This window comes from Coleofasciculus sp. H7-2, from assembly GCF_042747725.1.
GTDB lineage: Bacteria > Cyanobacteriota > Cyanobacteriia > Cyanobacteriales > FACHB-T130 > FACHB-T130.
The window spans coordinates 15,107-33,868 of the sequence record NZ_JBHZGO010000025.1 but is presented as its reverse complement, the minus strand read 5'-3'; the positions used below and the strand labels follow the sequence as shown (position 1 = coordinate 33,868).

Annotated in this window: 27 protein-coding genes and 18 tRNA genes; 32 read left to right on the top strand and 13 right to left on the bottom strand. The window is 46.1% G+C overall.

The window, feature by feature from the left end:
- Window positions 1-103: 103 nt before the first annotated feature.
- From ACFW2W_RS06280 to ACFW2W_RS06265, 4 genes are all read right to left on the bottom strand, one after another.
- Window positions 104-256, bottom strand: a complete 153-nt coding sequence (locus ACFW2W_RS06280; protein ID WP_378174778.1) for a hypothetical protein — start codon at window positions 254-256, stop codon at window positions 104-106.
- 82 nt (window positions 257-338) lie between these two features.
- Window positions 339-851, bottom strand: a complete 513-nt coding sequence (locus tag ACFW2W_RS06275; RefSeq protein WP_378174775.1) for a hypothetical protein — start codon at window positions 849-851, stop codon at window positions 339-341.
- Window positions 829-1,719: a hypothetical protein gene (locus ACFW2W_RS06270; protein ID WP_378174772.1), complete on the bottom strand. Its 891-nt coding sequence runs from the start codon at window positions 1,717-1,719 to the stop codon at window positions 829-831. The genes ACFW2W_RS06275 and ACFW2W_RS06270 overlap by 23 nt, the downstream gene beginning before the upstream one ends.
- Window positions 1,706-2,131, bottom strand: a complete 426-nt coding sequence (locus ACFW2W_RS06265) for a hypothetical protein (protein ID WP_378174770.1) — start codon at window positions 2,129-2,131, stop codon at window positions 1,706-1,708. The genes ACFW2W_RS06270 and ACFW2W_RS06265 overlap by 14 nt, the downstream gene beginning before the upstream one ends.
- 276 nt (window positions 2,132-2,407) lie before the next feature.
- Between ACFW2W_RS06265 and ACFW2W_RS06260 the strand changes: the two genes are divergently transcribed.
- The 3 genes from ACFW2W_RS06260 to ACFW2W_RS06250 are packed head-to-tail and all read left to right on the top strand — an operon-like array spanning window position 2,408 to window position 3,052.
- On the top strand, window positions 2,408-2,530 hold the full coding sequence (locus ACFW2W_RS06260; RefSeq protein WP_378174767.1) for a hypothetical protein: 123 nt from the start codon (window positions 2,408-2,410) through the stop codon (window positions 2,528-2,530).
- A gap of 31 nt (window positions 2,531-2,561) precedes the next feature.
- Window positions 2,562-2,792 carry a hypothetical protein gene (locus ACFW2W_RS06255; protein WP_378174765.1) on the top strand — a complete coding sequence of 77 codons (231 nt, stop codon included), beginning with the start codon at window positions 2,562-2,564 and terminating at the stop codon, window positions 2,790-2,792.
- Window positions 2,789-3,052 (top strand): type II toxin-antitoxin system RelE/ParE family toxin, encoded by a 264-nt coding sequence (locus ACFW2W_RS06250; RefSeq protein WP_378174750.1) that lies wholly within the window; start codon window positions 2,789-2,791, stop codon window positions 3,050-3,052. Before ACFW2W_RS06255 ends, ACFW2W_RS06250 begins: the two co-directional genes overlap by 4 nt.
- Window positions 3,053-3,146: 94 nt before the next feature.
- Here ACFW2W_RS06250 and ACFW2W_RS06245 read toward each other — a convergent pair whose 3' ends face one another.
- The 3 genes from ACFW2W_RS06245 to ACFW2W_RS06235 are packed head-to-tail and all read right to left on the bottom strand — an operon-like array spanning window position 3,147 to window position 3,902.
- Window positions 3,147-3,470 (bottom strand): XisI protein, encoded by a 324-nt coding sequence (locus tag ACFW2W_RS06245; RefSeq protein WP_378174762.1) that lies wholly within the window; start codon window positions 3,468-3,470, stop codon window positions 3,147-3,149.
- Window positions 3,437-3,736, bottom strand: coding sequence for an element excision factor XisH family protein (locus ACFW2W_RS06240; RefSeq protein WP_378174759.1), 300 nt, complete (start codon window positions 3,734-3,736; stop codon window positions 3,437-3,439). The genes ACFW2W_RS06245 and ACFW2W_RS06240 overlap by 34 nt, the downstream gene beginning before the upstream one ends.
- Window positions 3,618-3,902, bottom strand: coding sequence for an element excision factor XisH family protein (locus tag ACFW2W_RS06235; RefSeq protein WP_378174756.1), 285 nt, complete (start codon window positions 3,900-3,902; stop codon window positions 3,618-3,620). The genes ACFW2W_RS06240 and ACFW2W_RS06235 overlap by 119 nt, the downstream gene beginning before the upstream one ends.
- 205 nt (window positions 3,903-4,107) lie before the next feature.
- On the opposite strand from ACFW2W_RS06235, the gene ACFW2W_RS06230 reads away from it, so the two are divergent.
- From ACFW2W_RS06230 to ACFW2W_RS06215, 4 genes are all read left to right on the top strand, one after another.
- Entirely contained in the window at window positions 4,108-4,338 is a 231-nt protein-coding gene (locus tag ACFW2W_RS06230) for a hypothetical protein (RefSeq protein ID WP_378174753.1), read from the top strand.
- A complete protein-coding gene (locus ACFW2W_RS06225) occupies window positions 4,335-4,598 on the top strand; it encodes a type II toxin-antitoxin system RelE/ParE family toxin (protein ID WP_378174750.1) in 264 nt (87 codons plus the stop codon). Before ACFW2W_RS06230 ends, ACFW2W_RS06225 begins: the two co-directional genes overlap by 4 nt.
- A gap of 179 nt (window positions 4,599-4,777) precedes the next feature.
- Window positions 4,778-5,071 carry a BrnT family toxin gene (locus ACFW2W_RS06220; RefSeq protein WP_378174747.1) on the top strand — a complete coding sequence of 98 codons (294 nt, stop codon included), beginning with the start codon at window positions 4,778-4,780 and terminating at the stop codon, window positions 5,069-5,071.
- Entirely contained in the window at window positions 5,019-5,282 is a 264-nt protein-coding gene (locus tag ACFW2W_RS06215; RefSeq protein WP_378174744.1) for a BrnA antitoxin family protein, read from the top strand. Before ACFW2W_RS06220 ends, ACFW2W_RS06215 begins: the two co-directional genes overlap by 53 nt.
- Before the next feature lie 279 nt (window positions 5,283-5,561).
- Here ACFW2W_RS06215 and ACFW2W_RS06210 read toward each other — a convergent pair whose 3' ends face one another.
- The 3 genes from ACFW2W_RS06210 to ACFW2W_RS06200 form a co-directional block, all read right to left on the bottom strand.
- Entirely contained in the window at window positions 5,562-5,966 is a 405-nt protein-coding gene (locus tag ACFW2W_RS06210; RefSeq protein WP_378174741.1) for a fasciclin domain-containing protein, read from the bottom strand.
- Between the two features lie 613 nt (window positions 5,967-6,579).
- The gene (locus ACFW2W_RS06205) at window positions 6,580-6,993 is read right to left on the bottom strand and encodes a hypothetical protein (protein ID WP_378174738.1); all 414 of its coding nucleotides are present in this window, start codon (window positions 6,991-6,993) and stop codon (window positions 6,580-6,582) included.
- Window positions 6,983-7,876: a pirin family protein gene (locus tag ACFW2W_RS06200; RefSeq protein ID WP_378174735.1), complete on the bottom strand. Its 894-nt coding sequence runs from the start codon at window positions 7,874-7,876 to the stop codon at window positions 6,983-6,985. Before ACFW2W_RS06200 ends, ACFW2W_RS06205 begins: the two co-directional genes overlap by 11 nt.
- An 81-nt stretch (window positions 7,877-7,957) precedes the next feature.
- On the opposite strand from ACFW2W_RS06200, the gene ACFW2W_RS06195 reads away from it, so the two are divergent.
- Entirely contained in the window at window positions 7,958-8,179 is a 222-nt protein-coding gene (locus tag ACFW2W_RS06195; protein ID WP_378174732.1) for a hypothetical protein, read from the top strand.
- A gap of 89 nt (window positions 8,180-8,268) precedes the next feature.
- Entirely contained in the window at window positions 8,269-8,805 is a 537-nt protein-coding gene (locus ACFW2W_RS06190) for a PadR family transcriptional regulator (protein WP_378174729.1), read from the top strand.
- Between the two features lie 4 nt (window positions 8,806-8,809).
- Here ACFW2W_RS06190 and ACFW2W_RS06185 read toward each other — a convergent pair whose 3' ends face one another.
- On the bottom strand, window positions 8,810-8,998 hold the full coding sequence (locus ACFW2W_RS06185; protein ID WP_378174726.1) for a hypothetical protein: 189 nt from the start codon (window positions 8,996-8,998) through the stop codon (window positions 8,810-8,812).
- A 649-nt stretch (window positions 8,999-9,647) separates the two neighbouring features.
- On the opposite strand from ACFW2W_RS06185, the gene ACFW2W_RS06180 reads away from it, so the two are divergent.
- The gene (locus ACFW2W_RS06180) at window positions 9,648-10,520 is read left to right on the top strand and encodes a hypothetical protein (protein WP_378174724.1); all 873 of its coding nucleotides are present in this window, start codon (window positions 9,648-9,650) and stop codon (window positions 10,518-10,520) included.
- Between the two features lie 139 nt (window positions 10,521-10,659).
- Here ACFW2W_RS06180 and ACFW2W_RS06175 read toward each other — a convergent pair whose 3' ends face one another.
- A complete protein-coding gene (locus ACFW2W_RS06175) occupies window positions 10,660-10,803 on the bottom strand; it encodes a hypothetical protein (RefSeq protein WP_378174721.1) in 144 nt (47 codons plus the stop codon).
- 140 nt (window positions 10,804-10,943) lie between these two features.
- On the opposite strand from ACFW2W_RS06175, the gene ACFW2W_RS06170 reads away from it, so the two are divergent.
- Together ACFW2W_RS06170 and ACFW2W_RS06165 are read left to right on the top strand one after the other, a co-directional pair.
- The gene (locus ACFW2W_RS06170; protein WP_378174787.1) at window positions 10,944-12,173 is read left to right on the top strand and encodes a DUF4336 domain-containing protein; all 1,230 of its coding nucleotides are present in this window, start codon (window positions 10,944-10,946) and stop codon (window positions 12,171-12,173) included.
- A 142-nt stretch (window positions 12,174-12,315) separates the two neighbouring features.
- Window positions 12,316-12,831, top strand: a complete 516-nt coding sequence (locus ACFW2W_RS06165) for a dihydrofolate reductase family protein (protein ID WP_378174718.1) — start codon at window positions 12,316-12,318, stop codon at window positions 12,829-12,831.
- A gap of 309 nt (window positions 12,832-13,140) precedes the next feature.
- Here the strand turns inward: ACFW2W_RS06165 and ACFW2W_RS06160 are convergent, their stop codons facing one another.
- Window positions 13,141-14,472, bottom strand: a complete 1,332-nt coding sequence (locus tag ACFW2W_RS06160; RefSeq protein WP_378174716.1) for a GTPase family protein — start codon at window positions 14,470-14,472, stop codon at window positions 13,141-13,143.
- Window positions 14,473-14,766: 294 nt separating this feature from the next.
- On the opposite strand from ACFW2W_RS06160, the gene ACFW2W_RS06155 reads away from it, so the two are divergent.
- From ACFW2W_RS06155 to ACFW2W_RS06060, 20 genes are all read left to right on the top strand, one after another.
- Window positions 14,767-16,341 (top strand): metallophosphoesterase family protein, encoded by a 1,575-nt coding sequence (locus tag ACFW2W_RS06155; RefSeq protein WP_378174713.1) that lies wholly within the window; start codon window positions 14,767-14,769, stop codon window positions 16,339-16,341.
- Window positions 16,342-16,585: 244 nt separating this feature from the next.
- Window positions 16,586-16,786, top strand: coding sequence for a hypothetical protein (locus tag ACFW2W_RS06150; RefSeq protein WP_378174710.1), 201 nt, complete (start codon window positions 16,586-16,588; stop codon window positions 16,784-16,786).
- 175 nt (window positions 16,787-16,961) lie between these two features.
- Window positions 16,962-17,035: transfer RNA gene (locus ACFW2W_RS06145), tRNA-Asp, on the top strand.
- A 174-nt stretch (window positions 17,036-17,209) separates the two neighbouring features.
- A tRNA-Cys gene (locus ACFW2W_RS06140) sits at window positions 17,210-17,283 on the top strand.
- A 6-nt stretch (window positions 17,284-17,289) separates the two neighbouring features.
- A tRNA-Lys gene (locus tag ACFW2W_RS06135) sits at window positions 17,290-17,362 on the top strand.
- 10 nt (window positions 17,363-17,372) lie between these two features.
- Window positions 17,373-17,445, top strand: a tRNA-Met gene (locus ACFW2W_RS06130).
- A gap of 11 nt (window positions 17,446-17,456) precedes the next feature.
- Window positions 17,457-17,529 (top strand) — tRNA-Glu (locus tag ACFW2W_RS06125).
- Window positions 17,530-17,532: 3 nt separating this feature from the next.
- Window positions 17,533-17,616 (top strand) — tRNA-Ser (locus ACFW2W_RS06120).
- 12 nt (window positions 17,617-17,628) lie between these two features.
- Window positions 17,629-17,709, top strand: a tRNA-Tyr gene (locus ACFW2W_RS06115).
- A gap of 31 nt (window positions 17,710-17,740) precedes the next feature.
- Window positions 17,741-17,812 (top strand) — tRNA-Trp (locus ACFW2W_RS06110).
- 8 nt (window positions 17,813-17,820) lie between these two features.
- Window positions 17,821-17,898 (top strand) — tRNA-Glu (locus tag ACFW2W_RS06105).
- A 1-nt stretch (window position 17,899) separates the two neighbouring features.
- Window positions 17,900-17,971 (top strand) — tRNA-Asn (locus ACFW2W_RS06100).
- Window positions 17,972-18,004: 33 nt separating this feature from the next.
- Window positions 18,005-18,098, top strand: a tRNA-Arg gene (locus tag ACFW2W_RS06095).
- Between the two features lie 7 nt (window positions 18,099-18,105).
- Window positions 18,106-18,191, top strand: a tRNA-Ser gene (locus ACFW2W_RS06090).
- A 9-nt stretch (window positions 18,192-18,200) separates the two neighbouring features.
- Window positions 18,201-18,277: transfer RNA gene (locus tag ACFW2W_RS06085), tRNA-Phe, on the top strand.
- Between the two features lie 7 nt (window positions 18,278-18,284).
- Window positions 18,285-18,362, top strand: a tRNA-OTHER gene (locus ACFW2W_RS06080).
- Between the two features lie 10 nt (window positions 18,363-18,372).
- Window positions 18,373-18,447: transfer RNA gene (locus tag ACFW2W_RS06075), tRNA-Gln, on the top strand.
- Between the two features lie 5 nt (window positions 18,448-18,452).
- Window positions 18,453-18,527: transfer RNA gene (locus ACFW2W_RS06070), tRNA-Gln, on the top strand.
- Between the two features lie 6 nt (window positions 18,528-18,533).
- Window positions 18,534-18,608, top strand: a tRNA-Leu gene (locus tag ACFW2W_RS06065).
- 4 nt (window positions 18,609-18,612) lie between these two features.
- Window positions 18,613-18,686 (top strand) — tRNA-Pro (locus ACFW2W_RS06060).
- Window positions 18,687-18,762: the final 76 nt, after the last annotated feature.

Here is an 18,762-nt window from a genome sequence, read left to right as displayed (position 1 = left end):
TTGAAAAATGCTGGGCTAGCTTGAAAAGTCGCATTCGCAAACTCTTACGGGACTCCGATAACCTGCGGGATGCGATGGAGACGGTTCTCAAACAAGCTGCGTCCTAACACACCTGGCGACAGCTATACCTTACAAAATATGCGATCGCTCTCACTGTTAATTGTCCACATCCAGAGCGATCGCTGCATTGAGCATGGTTCTTGCTCAATGCAGCGATCGCATCCTGTGCCAGGATATCCAGTGGTAGTTGCGTCATCTTGTTATCCCTGTTCTGGGGATAACGGGAGGCGATCGCCTTTGAGATCCAGAATCGAGGCAGTCGCTTAGTTCAAGTCTGTTTACTTCAAGTCTGGAATCTCTTGGTCTAGCTGAACAGTGTAGTAAGCAATCTCTCTGACCTTAGATAATGGAATAGGAATTCCCAAAGTTTTGTAGCCTACGTTCTGAACTTCTTTATCCTTGACTTCCAAGCGTGATCGCCAGACAAGGTTTCTCATTCTTCCAGGAGCAACCACCAAAACTTCCATCGTAGGGAGCAAAAATATCCAATAGTCAGCCTGCGAACGCCATCCCCAACCAGGAATATTTTGATTGTCTACGGAAATAGTTTCAAAGAACAGATTTCCTGTTCTAGATGAGGCTAAGTCAAACTTGTATTCAACATTAACTGTAGTTCCATCCGGACGCATTAAAATTCTATCTATACCTGCATCCTGATATTTATTAACTCCAGAAACATCTAGAATCCTGTAAGCAGAGCTAAGCCATTTATCAAGGATGCTTTCACCCTGTTTACCTATAAATTCTTGGCTCTTGAAATCATATATCTTACTCTTGCCCTGAATCGTCATTTTCGTCTGCTCCTCCTTCGCCATACAACATTGGAATCGTGAGCTGAACACCACCATCGTGAATATGGATAGGAATTCCACAGTATCTCGAAATCCACTTAATCCAATTCTTCAACGTTTGCGAACGACGATTACTTGTATCAGCGCCTCGCAATATTTCTGGAAAAGTTAGATTTTTAACTAGCTCATCATTTAGTACCAGTCCATCATTCAGTTGACCTCCTCTTTCGGAAACAGCAGCAAGAACTCGCCAAACAGGAGGGTAATTCAACATAGCTTCAATAAGTAGCCTGAATTGCAAGTCTTGATCTGGTGCCTCAGCAATTAACCTTCCTTTTTCAGTCAGTTCTGTTAACCATTTATTGCCTTGCCGTTTATTCGTAATCAGCTTTAGTTGTTCTAGAGTGTGCTTTGCATACTGCCCGTGTCGAGAAATGTACTGTTTCTTCTTGCCTCGATGTCCTAATTTGTAACCTAAATCATATGAATTTGTTACTCCTTGATGAATCAAGATAAGAGCCTTGACTATCTTTTTTGGTTGGTCATACTGGGGGCTTGACTCTACAACATTTTTGTCATCCCAGTCATCTGCAATTTTAAATCTCTGTTTGTACACGTCTGCTGGCTTCATCTTTACGTCAATTAGCAATACTTCTTTGTTTGCAAAGTTGGGTCTGTAGAATAAGTTACAAGTTACTCCAGAAATCTTGTTGGTGTTGACATCGTAAAAATCTGTCTTACTCAAGTGACCATCCCGTTTCAGGATTTCTAGAAACTGATTCAGCTCGTAGCAAACCTCAGGAGGGTAATACTTTTCTGGATTGCTCAATTCTTTTTGAAGCCTAGGATCGGCGCTAATTTTGAACATCGATACATTTCTCCTCTATTAAATTCTCTATTTCAATAAGACCGTTATCTATGGCAAGAAGTTTGTGAGCAACCTCAGAAATTGGTATTGGAAGATAATTTGCTAGGCGAGGACTAACAAAAGCTACAGCTCTACGGGTGTGATATGTCACATAAATGCAGTCAACCTCAATCTGTAAACGCTCCCAACAAACTGTCATATGTAGTCGGAAATCCGACAAAGACATTTCTTCGCTCTTACCAATCGCGCCATCTTGTTCCGCTTGTTCCAAATCTTTTAGAGGCACTAAAAATGCAACTATTTTACCGTAATAAGTAGCAGCAATTCTTTTCATCCCTAGCTGAACCTGACGCTTGAATTTTGGCAGGCTCTCTCTTAGGTCTGACAGTGGGAGCTGCTTGAAAGAACTCACTGGGCTTTCCTCTCAATCGTATAGTACAAACATACTCTTTTATTGTTTAACTAAATCTTATATATGGCAAGATAGCGTCATACAACAAAGTTGTCAAGTATAGTGAGTGTAGCATGTAGGCTTTGTTTTACGTTTTTTGGCTACAAACGTTTCTAAGAAAGGATTTCAACCCAATAAAACTTCATGATTTAATACGCTTAGGAGAGATGTAGTTGTTTGCCCCACAGTTGCGATCATCATCTGTGTACTCAATTGAGCCAACTATAATTAGTGAGCATGAGCAAGAGACTTTCCGATAAGGACATGACGAGGGTCGCTATCTTGCCAGTATCTGATGCCAATGGCGAGAGGCTTTATCGAGCTATCCCCTCTGGTAAACTGTGCGATCGCTCATACTAGAATACAGAATGTCAAGTGAGAGCAGTACACCATGTCGTCGGTAGCGATCGCCACAGTAGTAAAAATCATGGAGTCTTTGCCTGTTGATGTACAGGAGCAAGTTGCAGAGCATCTTCGGGAGTACATTGACGACTTGCAAGATGAAATTCGATGGAATGAATCGTTCCAGAGAACACAACAAAACCTTGTTGCTGCTGCAAAACGTGCCAAACAGGAAATTGCTGAGGGGCAAGCTACTCCGATGGACTACGACCAACTATGAAGTCGGCAGTTCTTCCCTCTTTTTGGGTTGAGTACCGACAGTTAAGCAACGATGTCAGGCAGAGTGCCAGGAAAGCTTATCGTCTGTGGGCAGAGAACCCATTTCACCCGTCTTTGCATTTCAAGTGCATCAATAGCCAAGAGGATATTTGGTCTGTTAGAGTAACGCGAGGTTATCGGGCACTTGGGGTATTAGAAGACGATACAGTTACATGGTTCTGGATCGGTAGCCATGACAATTATGAGCGGTTTTTCTCATAAGTTGCAGCAGCTCAATATTCGGCTATGCGATCGCATCTTTGCTAAGTTTTCGCTGCACGTAGAAGCGCGATCGCCAGCTCGTCATACCTTGAGTTTAGGCAGTTGCGGCAGTTTGTTCTTCAGGGAGAAATGCCAGAACAATTCGGTCTCTTGGAATGCCTGCGGCGATTAAGTCTTTGGTGATTCCCTGTTCCATTCCGTCATATTCCACCCAAACCTTGCCCTCACTCAGAGTCACATAAATCAAATTTCCCCTCACCCGTCGTCCTCTATCCCAACCCACCTGCATCAGCGCATAGCGGTTTTGCGTGTCATCAAATACCGTATCGAGTCGAATATCGCCGTGTGAAGGTTTAAACTGAGCGTATCGTTGAATTACTTGCTTTACAATGTCCCGCTCTCTCGTGGTGGTATCCATCGCTTCACCTCTTGCGCTTCTAAATCTACAATAAGCAATTTCATCGGTAACTCACGCCTCACCAACTCACCAATCGGTTCGCTGAAAATCCCATCAAAGGTTGTGTCTGCAACAGCGAGATACAACTCGCGATCTGGATCGACCTGTTCAAGGAGGAGTCGATAAAGAACGTATTGACCAATCGCTTGCTCTTGCGTCAGCAATTGCCGAGTTGCCTCGAAACTCCTTGATTTCAACTGCAATTCGACTACTCCCGCGTCTAGCACCGATAAAGCGTCCTGCAATACCGTTGAGCGCATCTAATCTTGCGGCTAAGTCTATAAACAGAAATCGTTCGCCATACGATATGACATAGGGATCGTCCGTGATTTCCCAACGCTCCTTGATCAGAGCTTGCCTAATGATGTTATGAATCGCATCTCGCTGAGGCATGACTTAGTGGGTCAGAAGCCGAATGACTAGCTTATAGTAAGCTATGCGAACTGACAAGTCAGCGCTTCGCTATCGCATCCTCGAACAAATAGAGCGAACTGACTCTTTCTGCGCTTCGCTATCGCATTCTTGCTAAGTTTTCGCTGCACGTAGAAGTGCGATCGCTCATACTAGAATACACAATGTCAAGTGAGAGCAGTACACTATGTCATCAGCAGCGATCGCCACAGTAGTAAAAATCATGGAGTCTTTGCCTGTTGATGTACAAGAGCAAGTTGCAGAGCATCTTCGGGAGTACATTGACGACTTGCAAGATGAAATTCGATGGAATGAATCGTTCCAGAGAACACAACAAAACCTTGTTGCTGCTGCAAAACGTGCCAAACAGGAAATTGCTGAGGGGCAAGCTACTCCGATGGACTACGACCAACTATGAAGTCGGCAGTTCTTCCCTCTTTTTGGGTTGAGTACCGACAGTTAAGCAACGATGTCAGGCAGAGTGCCAGGAAAGCTTATCGTCTGTGGGCAGAGAACCCATTTCACCCGTCTTTGCATTTCAAGTGCATCAATAGCCAAGAGGATATTTGGTCTGTTAGAGTAACGCGAGGTTATCGGGCACTTGGGGTATTAGAAGACGATACAGTTACATGGTTCTGGATCGGTAGCCATGACAATTATGAGCGGTTTTTCTCATAAGTTGCAGCAGCTCAATATTCGGCTATGCGATCGCATCCTTGAACAAACTTGCGCGAACTGACTCTTTGGAGCGCTTCGCTATCGCATTCTTACTAAGTTTTCCCTGTATATAGGCATCAGCGATCGCACTTCTTTATTAGTGTTGGGTGAGGGCGATCTTTCATATTAAAATTGGGGATATGAACTTTGAGTGGGATAAAGACAAAAACGAAGCCAACATCACCAAGCATGGATTGGATTTTGTCGATGCGCCACGAATTTTCAATCTTCCACTTCGGATTAGCCTAGATGAGCGAGAAGACTATCGAGAAGATCGCTTGATTGGACTTGGAATGCTCGATGGGCGAGTAGTGGTCGTTGTTTACACCGAACCCGATGACCAAACTATTCGGATCATCTCACTCCGAAAAGCTTTACCTCATGAACGAAAACGTTATGAACAATACCTCAAGGACGAATTGGGAGCGGGTTGACGCACTAGAAGAAGATGAAATCGATACCTCGGATATTCCACCGCTGACAGAGGAATTTTTTAGCAACTCACAGTGGCGGAAACCTGTCTCATCACTTAGTGTTATGGTTCAAATTGATGCAGAAACCCTTGCATGGTTCCAAGCGCAAGGAGAAGATTATGAAAAAAGGATGGCTGCGGCATTGCGGATTTATGCAGAAGCACATAAATAATCAACTTAACTAAGTAATCAGCTGAAATGTTTGTAGTCTTGGATGAGAGCGAACTGACTCTTTGGAGCGCTTCGCGATCGCATCCTGGCTAAGTTTTCGCTGTATGTAGGCTCTTACTCGCGATCGCACATTAACCGGGGAACATCCCAATGCTTGTAAAAAGGGCAAATAGAATTCGCATCTACGCCAACCCTAGAGAAAACACATTCAAATAGTTGTGGGGCAGCGATTATAAATAATCGCTGCCCCACACAAAGTATTAACTATTTCTTGCGTTGCTTACGCAGGAAGCAATACTGTGTCAATGATGTGGATGACACCGTTATCAGCAGCAACATCCGCTGTTGAGACTGTGGCATTATTCACTTTGACGCCACCATTGGAAGCATCAATTTTCACATCTGAACCCTGAACTGTAGTAGCTGACTTCAGCTTAACTACGTCAGCTGCCATCACTTTGCCGGAAACGACATGATAGGTCAAGATTTGCTTAAGCTTTGGAAGATCCTTAAGCAAGGAATCTACTGTACCTTCTGGAAGTTTAGCGAACGCTTCATCAGTAGGCGCAAACACAGTGAAGGGACCAGGGCCTTGTAGTGTATCTACCAAACCAGCAGCTTTAACGGCAGCAACTAGGGTGTTAAACGAACCAGCCTGAACGGCGGTATCAACGATATTAGCCAAGTTTTTTACCTGTTTTTTCTCTCTTGTTAACAACTATAAAGTGTATTCTAATAAATTATCTGTACCTTTAGGCATATCCCCACTTTGTTGAGCAGAGAGCTACAGAAATACTGGATATCGTTTATACTAATAAAGTTATAAGTTTGATTTAGGTTAAGTAGAGTTTATGCAGAAGTTATAGGATAAACTTCAACTTCCATTCAAAAATATTACCTAGCATTTTTATAACAATAACTACTGAGATAACATACATTGGTGCAAATGCAGTCGAGGCACCAGTTCCTCATATTTTTAATATAAATTCATGTAGTTTTATTCTACTCTTGTAGATTAACTTGCTTGGTTGAATTTGGCAAATGGGGAGCGTTGGAAACCTGAAGGAGCGATTCAGGGAAAGCAGATTTTCTGTTCTGTATTTTCTGTTCTGTAAGGGTAAGTGCGATTGGGCAAAGCCCAGCGCCTGTCTGAAGAGATGCCGAAAGCTGCTTAAGCGATCGCATACTTCTCTCAGATGAAGTCTAGATCGTTGCTTGCACTAAAGGACTCTCAAAGATTTCCGTACCAATAGAAATGCACCGCGAGGTATCTCACGGTGCATATAGTTCACTTCAGCTTATTTAATGGATGCAAGAAGCTCTGATACCGCTGCGTGTGCCAATACAACGCCCGGTTCGCGCTGGAAAGCATTGTAGTATTTCCTGGCAAACCCATTGCCTAGCTCAGACGGCGTCAGCAGCGTGCGGGCATGGGTAATCAGATTTTGGATATCATCCAGCGATAGAGGTTCATCTGCTTGGAGCATCTCATCAATTTGTACAACCAGCTCAGAAAGACGATGCAGCCAAGCAAATTGTTCGTGTTCAATAACGAGTTGAAGGAGTTCTGTGTTTGATACCCGTCCTCGTACCTGTTCGTAAGTGATGCGTTCTGTGTCAAGCAACATCCGGTGGAGGTGCAGCAATTTGTTCCGCAGATCGCGCAGATATTGATGTTGATGTATTCGTTGTAGAAGCGTGTTAGAAGTCAATGGAACCCATCCTCCCGTTACGATAATCTTCAATCGCTTGAACAATTTCTGCTTCGGTATTCATCACGAATGGCCCGTAGCGGACAACTGGCTCGTTTAGCGGTACGCCAGCAATGAGCAGCACTTGCAATGGCGATCGCGCATCTGATGGATTGGCGATCGCTACTTCCTCACCATCTTGTGCAAACAACACCATCTGCCCATCTCCGCCGCGTTCCTTGTCTGTACCAAACAAACCTTCTCCATCTAGCACATATGTAAAAGCATTGTATTCTTTTGGCACAGGCTGAACCACCGTTGCACCCGGTTGGAGCGTGAAGTGCAGGTACATTATCGGAGTCTGCGTTGCTAGAGCCGCCTTCACTCCCAGCGCTTCTCCGGCGATCGCTTTTACCGTTACCAAGCCATCATCTGTTTGAGCAGTAGGAATTTGCTCAGCCGAGATTTCCTGATAGCGAGGCTCGATCATCTTGTCCCGACGAGGCAGATTCACCCAAAGTTGCAGTCCGTGAAGCCGTCCGCCAGTCCGAGCAAATTCCCGCTCTGGCATTTCTGAATGGACAACCCCGGCTCCGGCTGTCATCCACTGCACATCACCGGCACCCAGCTGCCCTGCATGACCCTGTGAATCTTTGTGTTCCAAGCGCCCCTCAAGGACATAGGAAACCGTCTCAAAGCCTCTATGGGGATGATTCGGCGCTCCTTTTGCTTGACCAGGCTCAATATCAATAGGCCCTAATTCATCAAGGAGGAGAAAGGGGTCCAAGTCTGAAAAGGTGCTTTTGGGGAATGGGCGGCGCACAAGCATCCCTTCACCCTCCAGCGTTTCGACACTGTTAATGATACCTGCAACCGTTCGCATCGTTCGTATTTGAGTCGTCATCAACTGTCTCCTTGATGCCTTTGTTTTCAGTTTTATAACAAGCAAGGCGGAGAATATGCGGCTAACCAGCACTTGCAGAGCATGAAGTCTCTCTACAGGTCATCAACCCCGGACGGCAAGAAGCTGGTGCCCTGTTTAACTCAGGACTTACGCAAAGCTTATACATATAGCGTTTTTTCGGGTTCAATCCCCCTGTCGTTGCCGGTGGCAGATGTGGTGATGTGCGGCGAGTCCTGTTTAACTCAAGACCAAGTTGTCAGGTTCTTTGTCGGAGCCAACTATCATCAATCTCATTTACTTTGATTGCTCCTATACTCGATTAGTCATATATTAGCATAAGATCGTAAGTGACAAATAGAGCTTCCACCACTTCATTCTTCGGAAAACCGTCTATGTCTCTGGCACACGCAATTCTGGGTTTACTTCAGCAAGAAGAGAGGACGGGTTACGACCTAAAAATAAGCTGTTTCGATCGATGTATTGCTCACTTGTGGCCCGCAGACCAAGCGCAAATCTACAGAACCCTTGATAAACTGGTTGGGCAAGGGTGGATTAGCTGTACTGTAGAGATTCAGAGCGATCGCCCCAACCGCAAAGTTTACAGCGTGACTGAGACAGGACTAGCCGAATTAATTCGATGGCTGCAATGTCCTCAGCCCTTGCCAACCGTGCGAGATCCGTTGCTCGTTCAGTTGCATTTCGCAGCACAGTTACCGGATGAAGCCATCCTTCAACTGTTAGAACAGCAACTAGCCGCACGCCGCCAAAAGCTAGCTGAGTGTGAAAATATTGAGTTGCCAACGCTTAGCGATCGCTCTGCGAGCCGCGAGCAGATTCTGCAACGGCTCGGACTAGAATTAGCGATCCGAAGAGAACAAACTTACATTGATTGGCTCAAGACTGCTATAGAGGCGATTGGGCATTCATAATTAATCAACTAGAGCTAAAAACCAACGCCTCTATCTCGTCTTCCACTTCGCTAATCAAATCCTGCAATTGCCACCAATCATAAGATTCCCTCGGTATCTGCTTTTGTTGTTCCAAAAGCTCAGAAAGCCGTGCATTTAGCCGCTTGAATTCAGAAGCAATCCATTGAATCTTCAGTTGACGGGCATCAGTCATAAGTCTGAGTTCTCTTTACTGTGATTCTTCTTACAGGTTTGAATCAGTTAAACGGGAAAAATCACTCTAGCAATCGCACTATCTAAACAGTTGTCCCAAAAATTGCCAATTTTCTTTGTTAAAGGGTGACTCTAATACTTTTCTGATAAGGCACGATCTCGCCTAAACTCCCGTGCAAAAGGGAGAACATATCCCCGTTTTTAAAGCGGTAGTGAGAATCCAGATTTCTCCCCTATACTCCTTGCAAAGAGAAAAAATAGCTCCCTTTTTTCTAGCGTTAGCGATCGCGTAGTGGCGCGGATGCGCGAGAGGGATGCGCTTCCTTCGCGGGGGTTAGGGGGATCTGATGTGTAGCCTCACAAAAGTGAAAGGGTATTAGTCAAATTTCTGCGCTAACAGGATTTACGCAACTTGCGCGACATTTGGGGGCAACCACAGGGGGATTGAACCGACAAGAGCGCTATATGTATAAGCTTTGCGTAAGTCCTGACTAAAATCCTTGCACACCAAGGATTTTAGAACTTATGGGTAAAGCATAGACTTTCTGGTGCTTCGGGAAACAGACTGCTTAGAAGTGAAGATACCTGTTACTTACCCAAAAGCGTAGTTATCAAGAATGCGCTTACTCAGTTTTGGAGAAAACTCAAAGATGAAAAAGTTGATGACGACAATTGCATTTGCTATTTGCTCATCTATGCTTGTGAGTTGCAGTAACTCGCTTCCAAATGCTTCTCAGGAAAAGCAAACAAATAACGTCCAGGAAACTAAGACAAACTCTGCTGGTAAAACTCAAACAGATCCCGAAGTTAAGGCTGATTCTTCTAATAAAAATCAAACAGAAACCCAATTCAAAACTGATTCTTCTAATAAAAATCAAACACTGACTCAAGTTAAACGCAACAAAAATAAGCAAATTTCAACCGAACAGCCAACCATTGCCACCGTCAAAAGCATGGTACAGGGAGACCTCAAGTGCTACGTCACCCTAGTAGATGAAAACCGAATCCAGAGAGATGTGGGTGCATCATTTGAAGTCTGCGATCAACAAAAAACTTTCTTAAATAAGAAAGTGCGTAACTTTTATGAAATAGTCCCCGTTAGTGATTGCCAAAGTGCCGAACCTTGTGGCAAAAGCAAACAAGAATCCCTCATCACCAAGATGGAGATTATCGACGATGAAAACTCTCAAGCTCCAACTGACTCACAAACTCTCAGTAATGGTGAGTGGACAATAACGATTGGCAATGAAAAATCTTGGTCAGGGGTCAATGGGACGGGAAACCTTAGCTACCGTGGTTGTGATGCCAATGGAAAATGCATCAATTTAACTGGAGGTAAAATTACTTGTCGGGATGGGATTTGCACTACAGGCTGGGCTAATGGGGATTATTTTTATATTGTTGAGAAACCAATCAGCAATCCCGATAAACCTGAAGAATCTGACTCTTCAACAACCTTAACAGTAAAGAAAGGATCTGCGGTAATTCTGAAAGCTACAGGATTTAAAGCCGTATCTCTGTGAGAATTATTTGAACAACAACTGGAGTCCGACGACTAAAGTCCGACGACTAAAGTCGCGGCTAAACAAACAAAGCCTGCCAACGCAACGGCTTATATTAAGCCGTTGCGTTGGCAGGCTTTGTTCTTCTAGCCCCAGGCTTCTAGCCTGTGGGTGTATATTTGCTGTCATCGGGATGCTCCCACCGCGTTAAGCCTTCAATGGCGTATAGCACATATAGCGCCCATAAATTGTTGTCAGTGGCTAGTGGCAAAGATGCGATCGCTGCAAGTCTTCTACAATTCAAAATCTAAAATCTAAAATGGTATAAGCTGACTTAGTTTTAACAAAAATATAGTTTATTGTGACAACAATTTGCTACACTCCAACTTCTGAAGTTCAAATAAACACAGATTGAGCATTGAGAATGCGGAAGGGGGTCGTGAAGTGGCTGATGATGGCGCACCAAACGCAGAACAGATTCATCCGAGGGACTTGTCATGGTCTTTCTGGTTCACTTTGCCCCTCTATCCCTTTGGCAGTCGGCGGACAATCCGCAAAGAAGTCGTTCAGGATACAGTCTGGACTTTTGACCAGCTTCAGGGCATCTTCTACGTTGTCGTGCCCATTCGCATGACGGTCGTTAAGCTAGATGAAGGGGGTTTGTTCGTCTATGCGCCTGTTGCGCCAACCCCTGAGTGTATCCGGCTTGTCAAAGAATTGGTAGCAGAACACGGAGATGTCAAGTACATCATTCTACCCACTATCTCTGGACTAGAACACAAAGTCTTTGTGGGTCCCTTTGCTAGATGTTTTCCGCTAGCACAGGTTTTTGTGGCTCCTTCTCAGTGGAGTTTCCCCCTCAATCTACCCCTAAGTTGGCTGGGTTTGCCTTCCAAACGCACTCAGGTACTTCCACAAGACAGCAGCACCACCCCCTTTGCCAACCAGTTTGACTACGCGATACTAGGGCCTATCTACCTGGGACCGGGTAAGTTTGCGGAAGTTGCATTTTTCCACAAGCGATCGCGCACGCTACTGGTGACAGATTCGGTGGTTTCTGTACCAGAAGATCCGCCAGCAATTGTCCAATTAGATCCCTATCCTTTGCTGTTCCATGCCAAGGATAAAGCGTCTGATATTGTTGCAGACAATTTGGCAAATCGCCGTAAGGGATGGCAGCGCATCTCCCTATTTGCTTTGTACTTCCAACCAGGCGTGCTGGAAGTACCCAAATGGGGTGAGGTGTTTCGCAATGCTCTCAAAGCACCGGAACGTTCTAAGAAAGCTTATTTCGGTTTGTTTCCTTTTAAATGGAAGCATGACTGGAAGCGGTCATTCGAGGCGCTGCGAGGCGATGGTCGCTTGTTTGTAGCACCAATTCTACAGACTCTGATTCTCAACCGCGCACCCAGAGAAACTATCGAATGGGCAGATAAGGTGGCAAGTTGGAACTTTCAACGAATTATTCCCTGCCACTTTGACTCACCAATTAAAGCAGAACCGCATCAGTTTCGACAAGCATTCTCTTTCCTAGAAAAGCAGCCTTCTCAAGGTGCAGGATTATTCAGCAGTAGCACTTATCCCTTGCCAGAGCAAGATTTTCAACTACTCAAGGAACTGGATAAAGGTCTAAACAAGCTTGGCATCGTGCCGCCAGCGAAGGAAAAGGTGTAGTACAAAGAGCAAATATAACAGGTAAGGGAATAACGATGAACCTATTTTTATCTCGCCCTGCGAACATGACGAATCAGCGTGTTAAACTGCTGCGGACAATCAATAGTTATAATGCCTTAAGTTTATCTATCAGGCTGGTGTCATGCGTAAAATTATACTGTTCATTGCATCCAGTTTAGACGGTTATATTGCGCGGCAGTCTGGCGACATTGACTGGTTATTCACAGACCAAGATTATGGCTATTCAGAGTTCTTCGCCAGTGTTGATACTGTTCTCATGGGTAGGAAGACTTACGAGCAAGTTCTTACTTTCGGTGAGTATCCCTACAAAGGTGTAAAAAGCTATGTCTTTACCAGGAATCCTCTATTTCCAGCAGATAGTAATGCTGAAGTTATCACGGAAGACATCAAGAAATTTGTAGAGCAATTGCGTCAGGTAGATGGAAAGAATATTTGGTTAGTTGGCGGCTCTCAATTGACTCATGCCTTGATGAGTCAGAATCTAGTAGATGAGCTAATTCTTTCGATACATCCAACTATATTGGGTGAAGGAATTCCCTTATTTGATAATCGAATAAACCCTCAATCTTTGAATCTTACTAAATGTCAAACTTATCGTTCTGGTCTTGTGCAGCTATGCTATAATGTAGTGCATTGAAGCGAATAAATGGCAATAGCGATCGCTTATCGCTACAATAACTAATTAAATTATATAGCAATCCTATTTGATTTGTGAAATATTCTTTTTGAACGAACCGCCAAGGACGCCGAGGACGCAGAGAAAAGAAATAGAGAGTTTGAGAAATCAGTTAGGAATGCTATAGTTTTAGCCATTATGTTAACAGGGTTTGTGTCGTGTGCCGATCGCATCCGTGCAGAAAAAGAGATGCTGGAAACTGCATTTGCAGAACAATACAAGATTTACGTATCTATTGACAAATCATTGTTTTTTAAGGAACAGGTGTTCTCAACGTTTGATTCCTTTAAATCGTTCTTGTGCTGTCTTAAACGCTTCTTGCATCACCGATTGAATTTTCTGAGGGTCGGGCTTTTTACCGCCCATTAAGTCACCGAAATAGACGCAGGCACCTTCGCCCAATGACCAGGTGTAGGCAGCTGCCCAGGAAGCAGCGATCGCACTCCCAAAACCAGGTAAGAATTTGATTAACTCCCGTCCGACTGCTCGTGCTAGGAAACCACTAGCGATCGCGCTAACGACACCCCCCGCCTGCGATGGACTTAGCGTTTGCCCGTACAATTTTCCTAACAAACCGACCATTGAGACTTGCAAGGCAGTTAGGACAGGCATGGTGGCAAATGGCAACGGTACCGCCTCGATCGCAGCTGCCATGATGGAAAATGCCAAAATATAACGGCGTCCAACATCCCGGTAGAGATTGCCAATTTGTTCGCCAGCGCCTTTATCCAATAACTGATAAATCGCCCGCGCTTCCGCTTCTGGTAAAAGGTCTGCCAAGGTATCTCGCAGCGCCTCCAAGCCATAAAATACCGGAGTGTAACCATCTTCTTCCAGAGTGAAGTCGATCGGGAGGGCGCGATCGCACACTCCGGCAAACGCTTGTTGAATTGCACCGAAGGCTCGGTTAACCTCCTCATAGTCAGGTGGATAGGCGGGATGATCGGCAGCACCGGGAGGATAAACCTCATGCAAGCAGGTGACAGCCAGCAGACAGGGAATATCTGGATACTGCTGATGCAGCACAGTCGCAATCTGTCGCAGTGTGTCGGTTGCAAAATCATTAATTTTGACCGTCAGAATCAGAATTCTGGCGGAACGACTCTCCTGTTGCAAATCGCCAACCAACTCCTGAACGATCGCCTGAGTGTCCTGGTTTACATCTCCCAGTCCGACCGTATCCGTAAAAATGAGTAACGGCACGTCGCTGGAAGGATAAGCATACCGTTCCGTGTGTTGCGTGTGGGGGCGAAATCCCTGACCGACAATCTCAGCAGAAACGCCCGTCAGCCCCCGCACAATTGAACTTTTCCCAGCTTGAGGTTTCCCAATCAAGAGGGCTTCCGTGGTGGGGAGTTCGGCTCGAACAGTCTCCAAAATCTCTGCAACCCGATCTTCGCTGACACTAAACCACCCAACAGCCGTTTGTGCCACTTGCTCTACAGGTAGCAGTTGCCTCAATTTTGCTGTGGCGTTGTTCCAAACACCTGCAATCCGGTTTTTCCGAGAATCATTGACCGACTCAGTCGTCACAGCATCAGTTGGTTCACTGGGCTGCTGAGAATCCATTGACGACGAATCAGCATCACGTTGCTCAGTCATAGAAATTAAAACAGCGGATAGATTCAGATTACATCCTGTCTATAGCAATCCTATTTGATTTGTGAACCCCTGTAGAGACGCGATTAATCGCGTCTCTACACTAAGGCGAATACTCGCGCACAACTCAAATAGGAGTGCTATATCATCTAGGCTACAAGCAAGCTACTCATCGCTCTCGCCCATCGCCTTTCTTATATAAATCGATAGAAGCCTTCTAGGGGGCGCAGGCAGGTACAATCAGCATGCAGTGGGACGAGCAACGAGGGCACAGAGAAATCTGGGAGTAAAGCAGCTATGCAATTTGTATCCGATCCACCGATCTCGGTCAAAATCCGTAAGATGAACGAACGAGTGCGATGGCTTGCACCGAGTCTTGTGGAACGAGGAATCGATCAAACCCGGATGGTTTTAGACGATGGCGCTTCTGACACTCCGGAGTTCTCATTTTTAGTCGTGGGGGATAGTGGTTCCGGCTCCTATCGGGGATACAACCCCCAACGACAAATCGCAGAACTCATGATTCGCCACCGCGAACAGAGCCGTTTCGTGTTGCACACCGGCGACGTGATCTATCTGGTTGGCTCCAGCGAATACTACCTAAAAAACTTTATTTCTCCCTACCGAGAGTTTTTGGTAGGTGGCGATCGCCCCGAACGCATTGCGTATGACCAAATGGTCTTTAATATGCCGTTCTTGCCCGTGCCAGGGAACCACGATTACTATGACCTACCCTTTATCTATGGTTTAATCGCACAGGCTTCGCTGCCCCTACGCCGCCTGCTGCGCTCCCAGTTAGATTTGGACATTGGCTGGCACGGTTCGGATCAAGGTAATGCCTATGCGCGAGCGTTTCTTGACTACCTCAAAGCGTTCAATAGCGAGGGCGAACTGGCTCGTCATCTGGATCGTCATTACACTGCCAAGACTGATACTGGTCGCTGCCTTTCTTATCAACCGGGACGCTTCACCCGCTTACCCAACCGCTATTACACGTTTCGTAGCGGTGGGATTGATTTCTTTGCCCTCGACTCAAATACTTTCAATGCGCCATTACCCCTGCCAACGACTAAAGAGGGGGACGCCTACCGTAGCGAATTGGAAAATCGTCGGTCTGACCTGGAACGGCAGAAACTTCAAATCATGGAAAGCTCAGCTGTACTTCGCTCCGGGCGACCCGATGAGGCTGAACAGCTTGATGACAATCAAGCCAAGCTTGAGCAAATCGACGAACTTTTAATTGACATCAACAAGCAACTGGCAGCCGACGAAACGACAGTAACTGACTTCGAGCAACTGGACTGGCTGCGGCAAAGGCTGATTGAATCTTGGAATACTGCCGAGGTGCGCGGACGGGTAATTTATTTCCACCATCCTCCCTACGTCACGGAGGCGACGAAGTGGCACCAGGCGCAAACTTTAGCGGTTCGCCTCCGCCTCCGCCGGGTGTTGGATGCGGTGAAGCAAGCAGTCGGAAAGCAGACGCAGGGTCGTCCGCTGGTCGATCTGATTCTGAACGGTCACGCTCACTGCCTGGAATATCTCCAAACTGGCGATACCGGATTCGCTGACTCTAATATTAATTGGATCGTTTGTGGTGGCAGCGGTCACAGTCTGCGCCGTCAGCGGTCTGAGGGAGCGGAATTGACGGAGATTTTTGGGGATTTGAAGGGTGGTGACACCCGCTTGGTGGCGAAATCGCTGCTTTTTGTCGGTCGTCATGGTCAGGGGTTGCAGAAGCGACGACCCTACTCATTTTTGCGAATTGATGTCTTTGACGGTCGCCCCCCCAAGTTCAAAGTCCGACCGTTTATCGCTGAGCGATCGCAGCGAGAGTGGAGTAATAGCCAGATTGAACCGTTTTCGATCTGAGTTTTTGCGACGAGCGATCGCTCATCCCATACTACAACCTGCCATTCCTTACATATATATAGATGACTTGGCAAAATGTCAGGCATAAAACTTAAGCTCACTCAGGAGTTTGGGTAAATTTCCTGCATCCTTCCAAAACCCTCAAAATATTTTTCCCCAACCCCTTGACACTTTGTGTAATATTTATGTAACATAAATATATTGAAAGAGGGAAAGAGACAAAAACCTCTAACCCAAAAAAGTCATGGTGCTACTCTACGTCCAACAAGTTAATAAACGCTGGCATCCGCCAGAATCCTTTGAGGTGCCGCATCAGCCTACTTCCAAAAAACCTGAAGTAGAGCCTGAACAACTGGATAATACACACCTCATTCAAACCAAAAATGCTGAATCTAGGCGTAACACCCAACAGGTTTATCACCTAGAACGGCGGTTCTTTCTGTAAATATTCTCAGTCTTTTTCTGAACCTTGAAAACTGAATAAGAAATCACCTATTTAACGATTGATACTGTGCATTTTTGATTAAGCACAGGCATCTCAAGTGGGGGGATAGCCTAGCAAGCAATGCCCCCCACATCCCGGAGATGTAACACGTTTGTAGCAAGATTGCTGAATTGATGAGGCTGTAACTCAGTTGCGTAGAGTGCTTGTCTGTCGAACAAGATGTCGCGGGTTCAAGTCCCGTCAGCCTCGTTCAGCAATATAGAGATTAATTTCTTAATCTCATATCGCTACAAGGTCCCATCGTCTAAGCGGCTAGGACACAGTGCTTTCAATACTGGAATCTGGGTTCAAACCCCGCTCTAGACTATGCGGCGATTTACTATCTGCTTCTTTTTGCAGATTATAAATTGCCCAAACCGTCGAGGTCGAGTAGCCAAGAGGCTCAAGGCGTCTCTCTGCAAAAGAGAAATTCGTGGGTTCAAATCCCACCTCGACCTCTCAAAGGGAGTATAGCTCAATTGGCAGAGCAGGCGGCTCTTAACCGTATGGTTGCAGGTTCAAGTCCTGCTACTCCCACTGCCATCAAAGGAGTATAGCTCAGGTGGTAGAGCAGCCTTCTCATAAGGGGCTAGTCGTAGGTTCAAGTCCTACTACTCCTACTGATAAACAAAGCCTCATCGTCTAGCGGTTTAGGACATCGCCCCCTCAAGGCGAGTACAAGGGTTCAAATCCCTTTGGGGCTATCTGGAGAGGTGGCTGAATGGTAAAAGCGCTTTTCTGCTAAAGAAGTTTGGGGCAACCCATTGCAGGTTCGAGTCCTGTCCTCTCCGCCTTTTTCACTTGGGTCGGCTCGCCTATTAGGGTGGGCAGCGGTCTGTAAAATCGTCCTTTTTTGGTTGCAGGTGCAAATCCTGCCCGACCCATTCGACTTTGGATTCAAAGTTCAAATCAAATGTGGGGATAGTGTAACTGGCAACATTTTGGTCTCCAAAACCAACGTTCTGAGTTCAAATCTCAGTCCCCGCGCCTTTCATAGTGCTGTAGGCAAATGGTTTAAGCCACTTGACTTTCAATCAAGCGATCTGCGGGTTCAAATCCCGTCAGCACTACCAATGCCCTGTAGCTGAGTGGTAAAGCAGCGAGCTGTTAACTCGACGATCGCAGGTTCGATTCCTGCCAGGGCAGTGCAGTCAAATGACTGTTTCCCTCATCACAAATGAGAGCGTAGTTTAACTGGATGAAACATCGGTCTACGAAATCGTAGCTTGCTTCCCGAAGGGTAGACGTGGGGGTTCAAGTCCCTCCGCTCTCGTCAACTTGGAGAGGTGGCTGAGTGGCTTAAGGCGCAGTTTTGGAAAAGCTGATCAAGTGTAACTTGACGAGGGTTCAAATCCCTCCCTCTCCGTTGAAATTTCCCCCGGTAGCTCAGTTCTTGGTGAGAGCGCTGGTCTGAAAAACCAGAGGTCGTCAGTTCGATTCTGACCTGGGGGGCTGTCGTTGCCTTGTAGCGAGCGTGGAAGTAGCGATCGCTTGGTTTCCCGAACGGTCGTAGGTTCAATCCCTACCAGGGCAGCCATTTATTTCATTGCCGGGTGGACGAATAGGCAAGTCGCAGTCCTCTGAAGTCTGAGATACAGGTTCAAGCCCTGTCCCGGCATCCACTCATTGCCCTGTGGTGTAACTGGCAGCATATCTGACTTTGACTCAGACGGTCTAGGTTCAAACCCTGGCGGGGCAGCCAAATCACGCTCCTGTAGCCCAATTGGAAGAAGGCGCTGGTCTTAAAAACCAGATGTTGTGGGTTCGAGTCCCACCAGGAGCATCAACGGGATGTGGCGCAACTTGGTAGCGCGGCTCCTTTGGGAGGAGAAGGTTACAGGTTCAAATCCTGTCATCCCGATATGCCTCTGTAATGCAACAGGTAGACATACTTTGTTGAGTGCAAAGTTGATGCTGGTTCGATCCCAGCCAGAGGT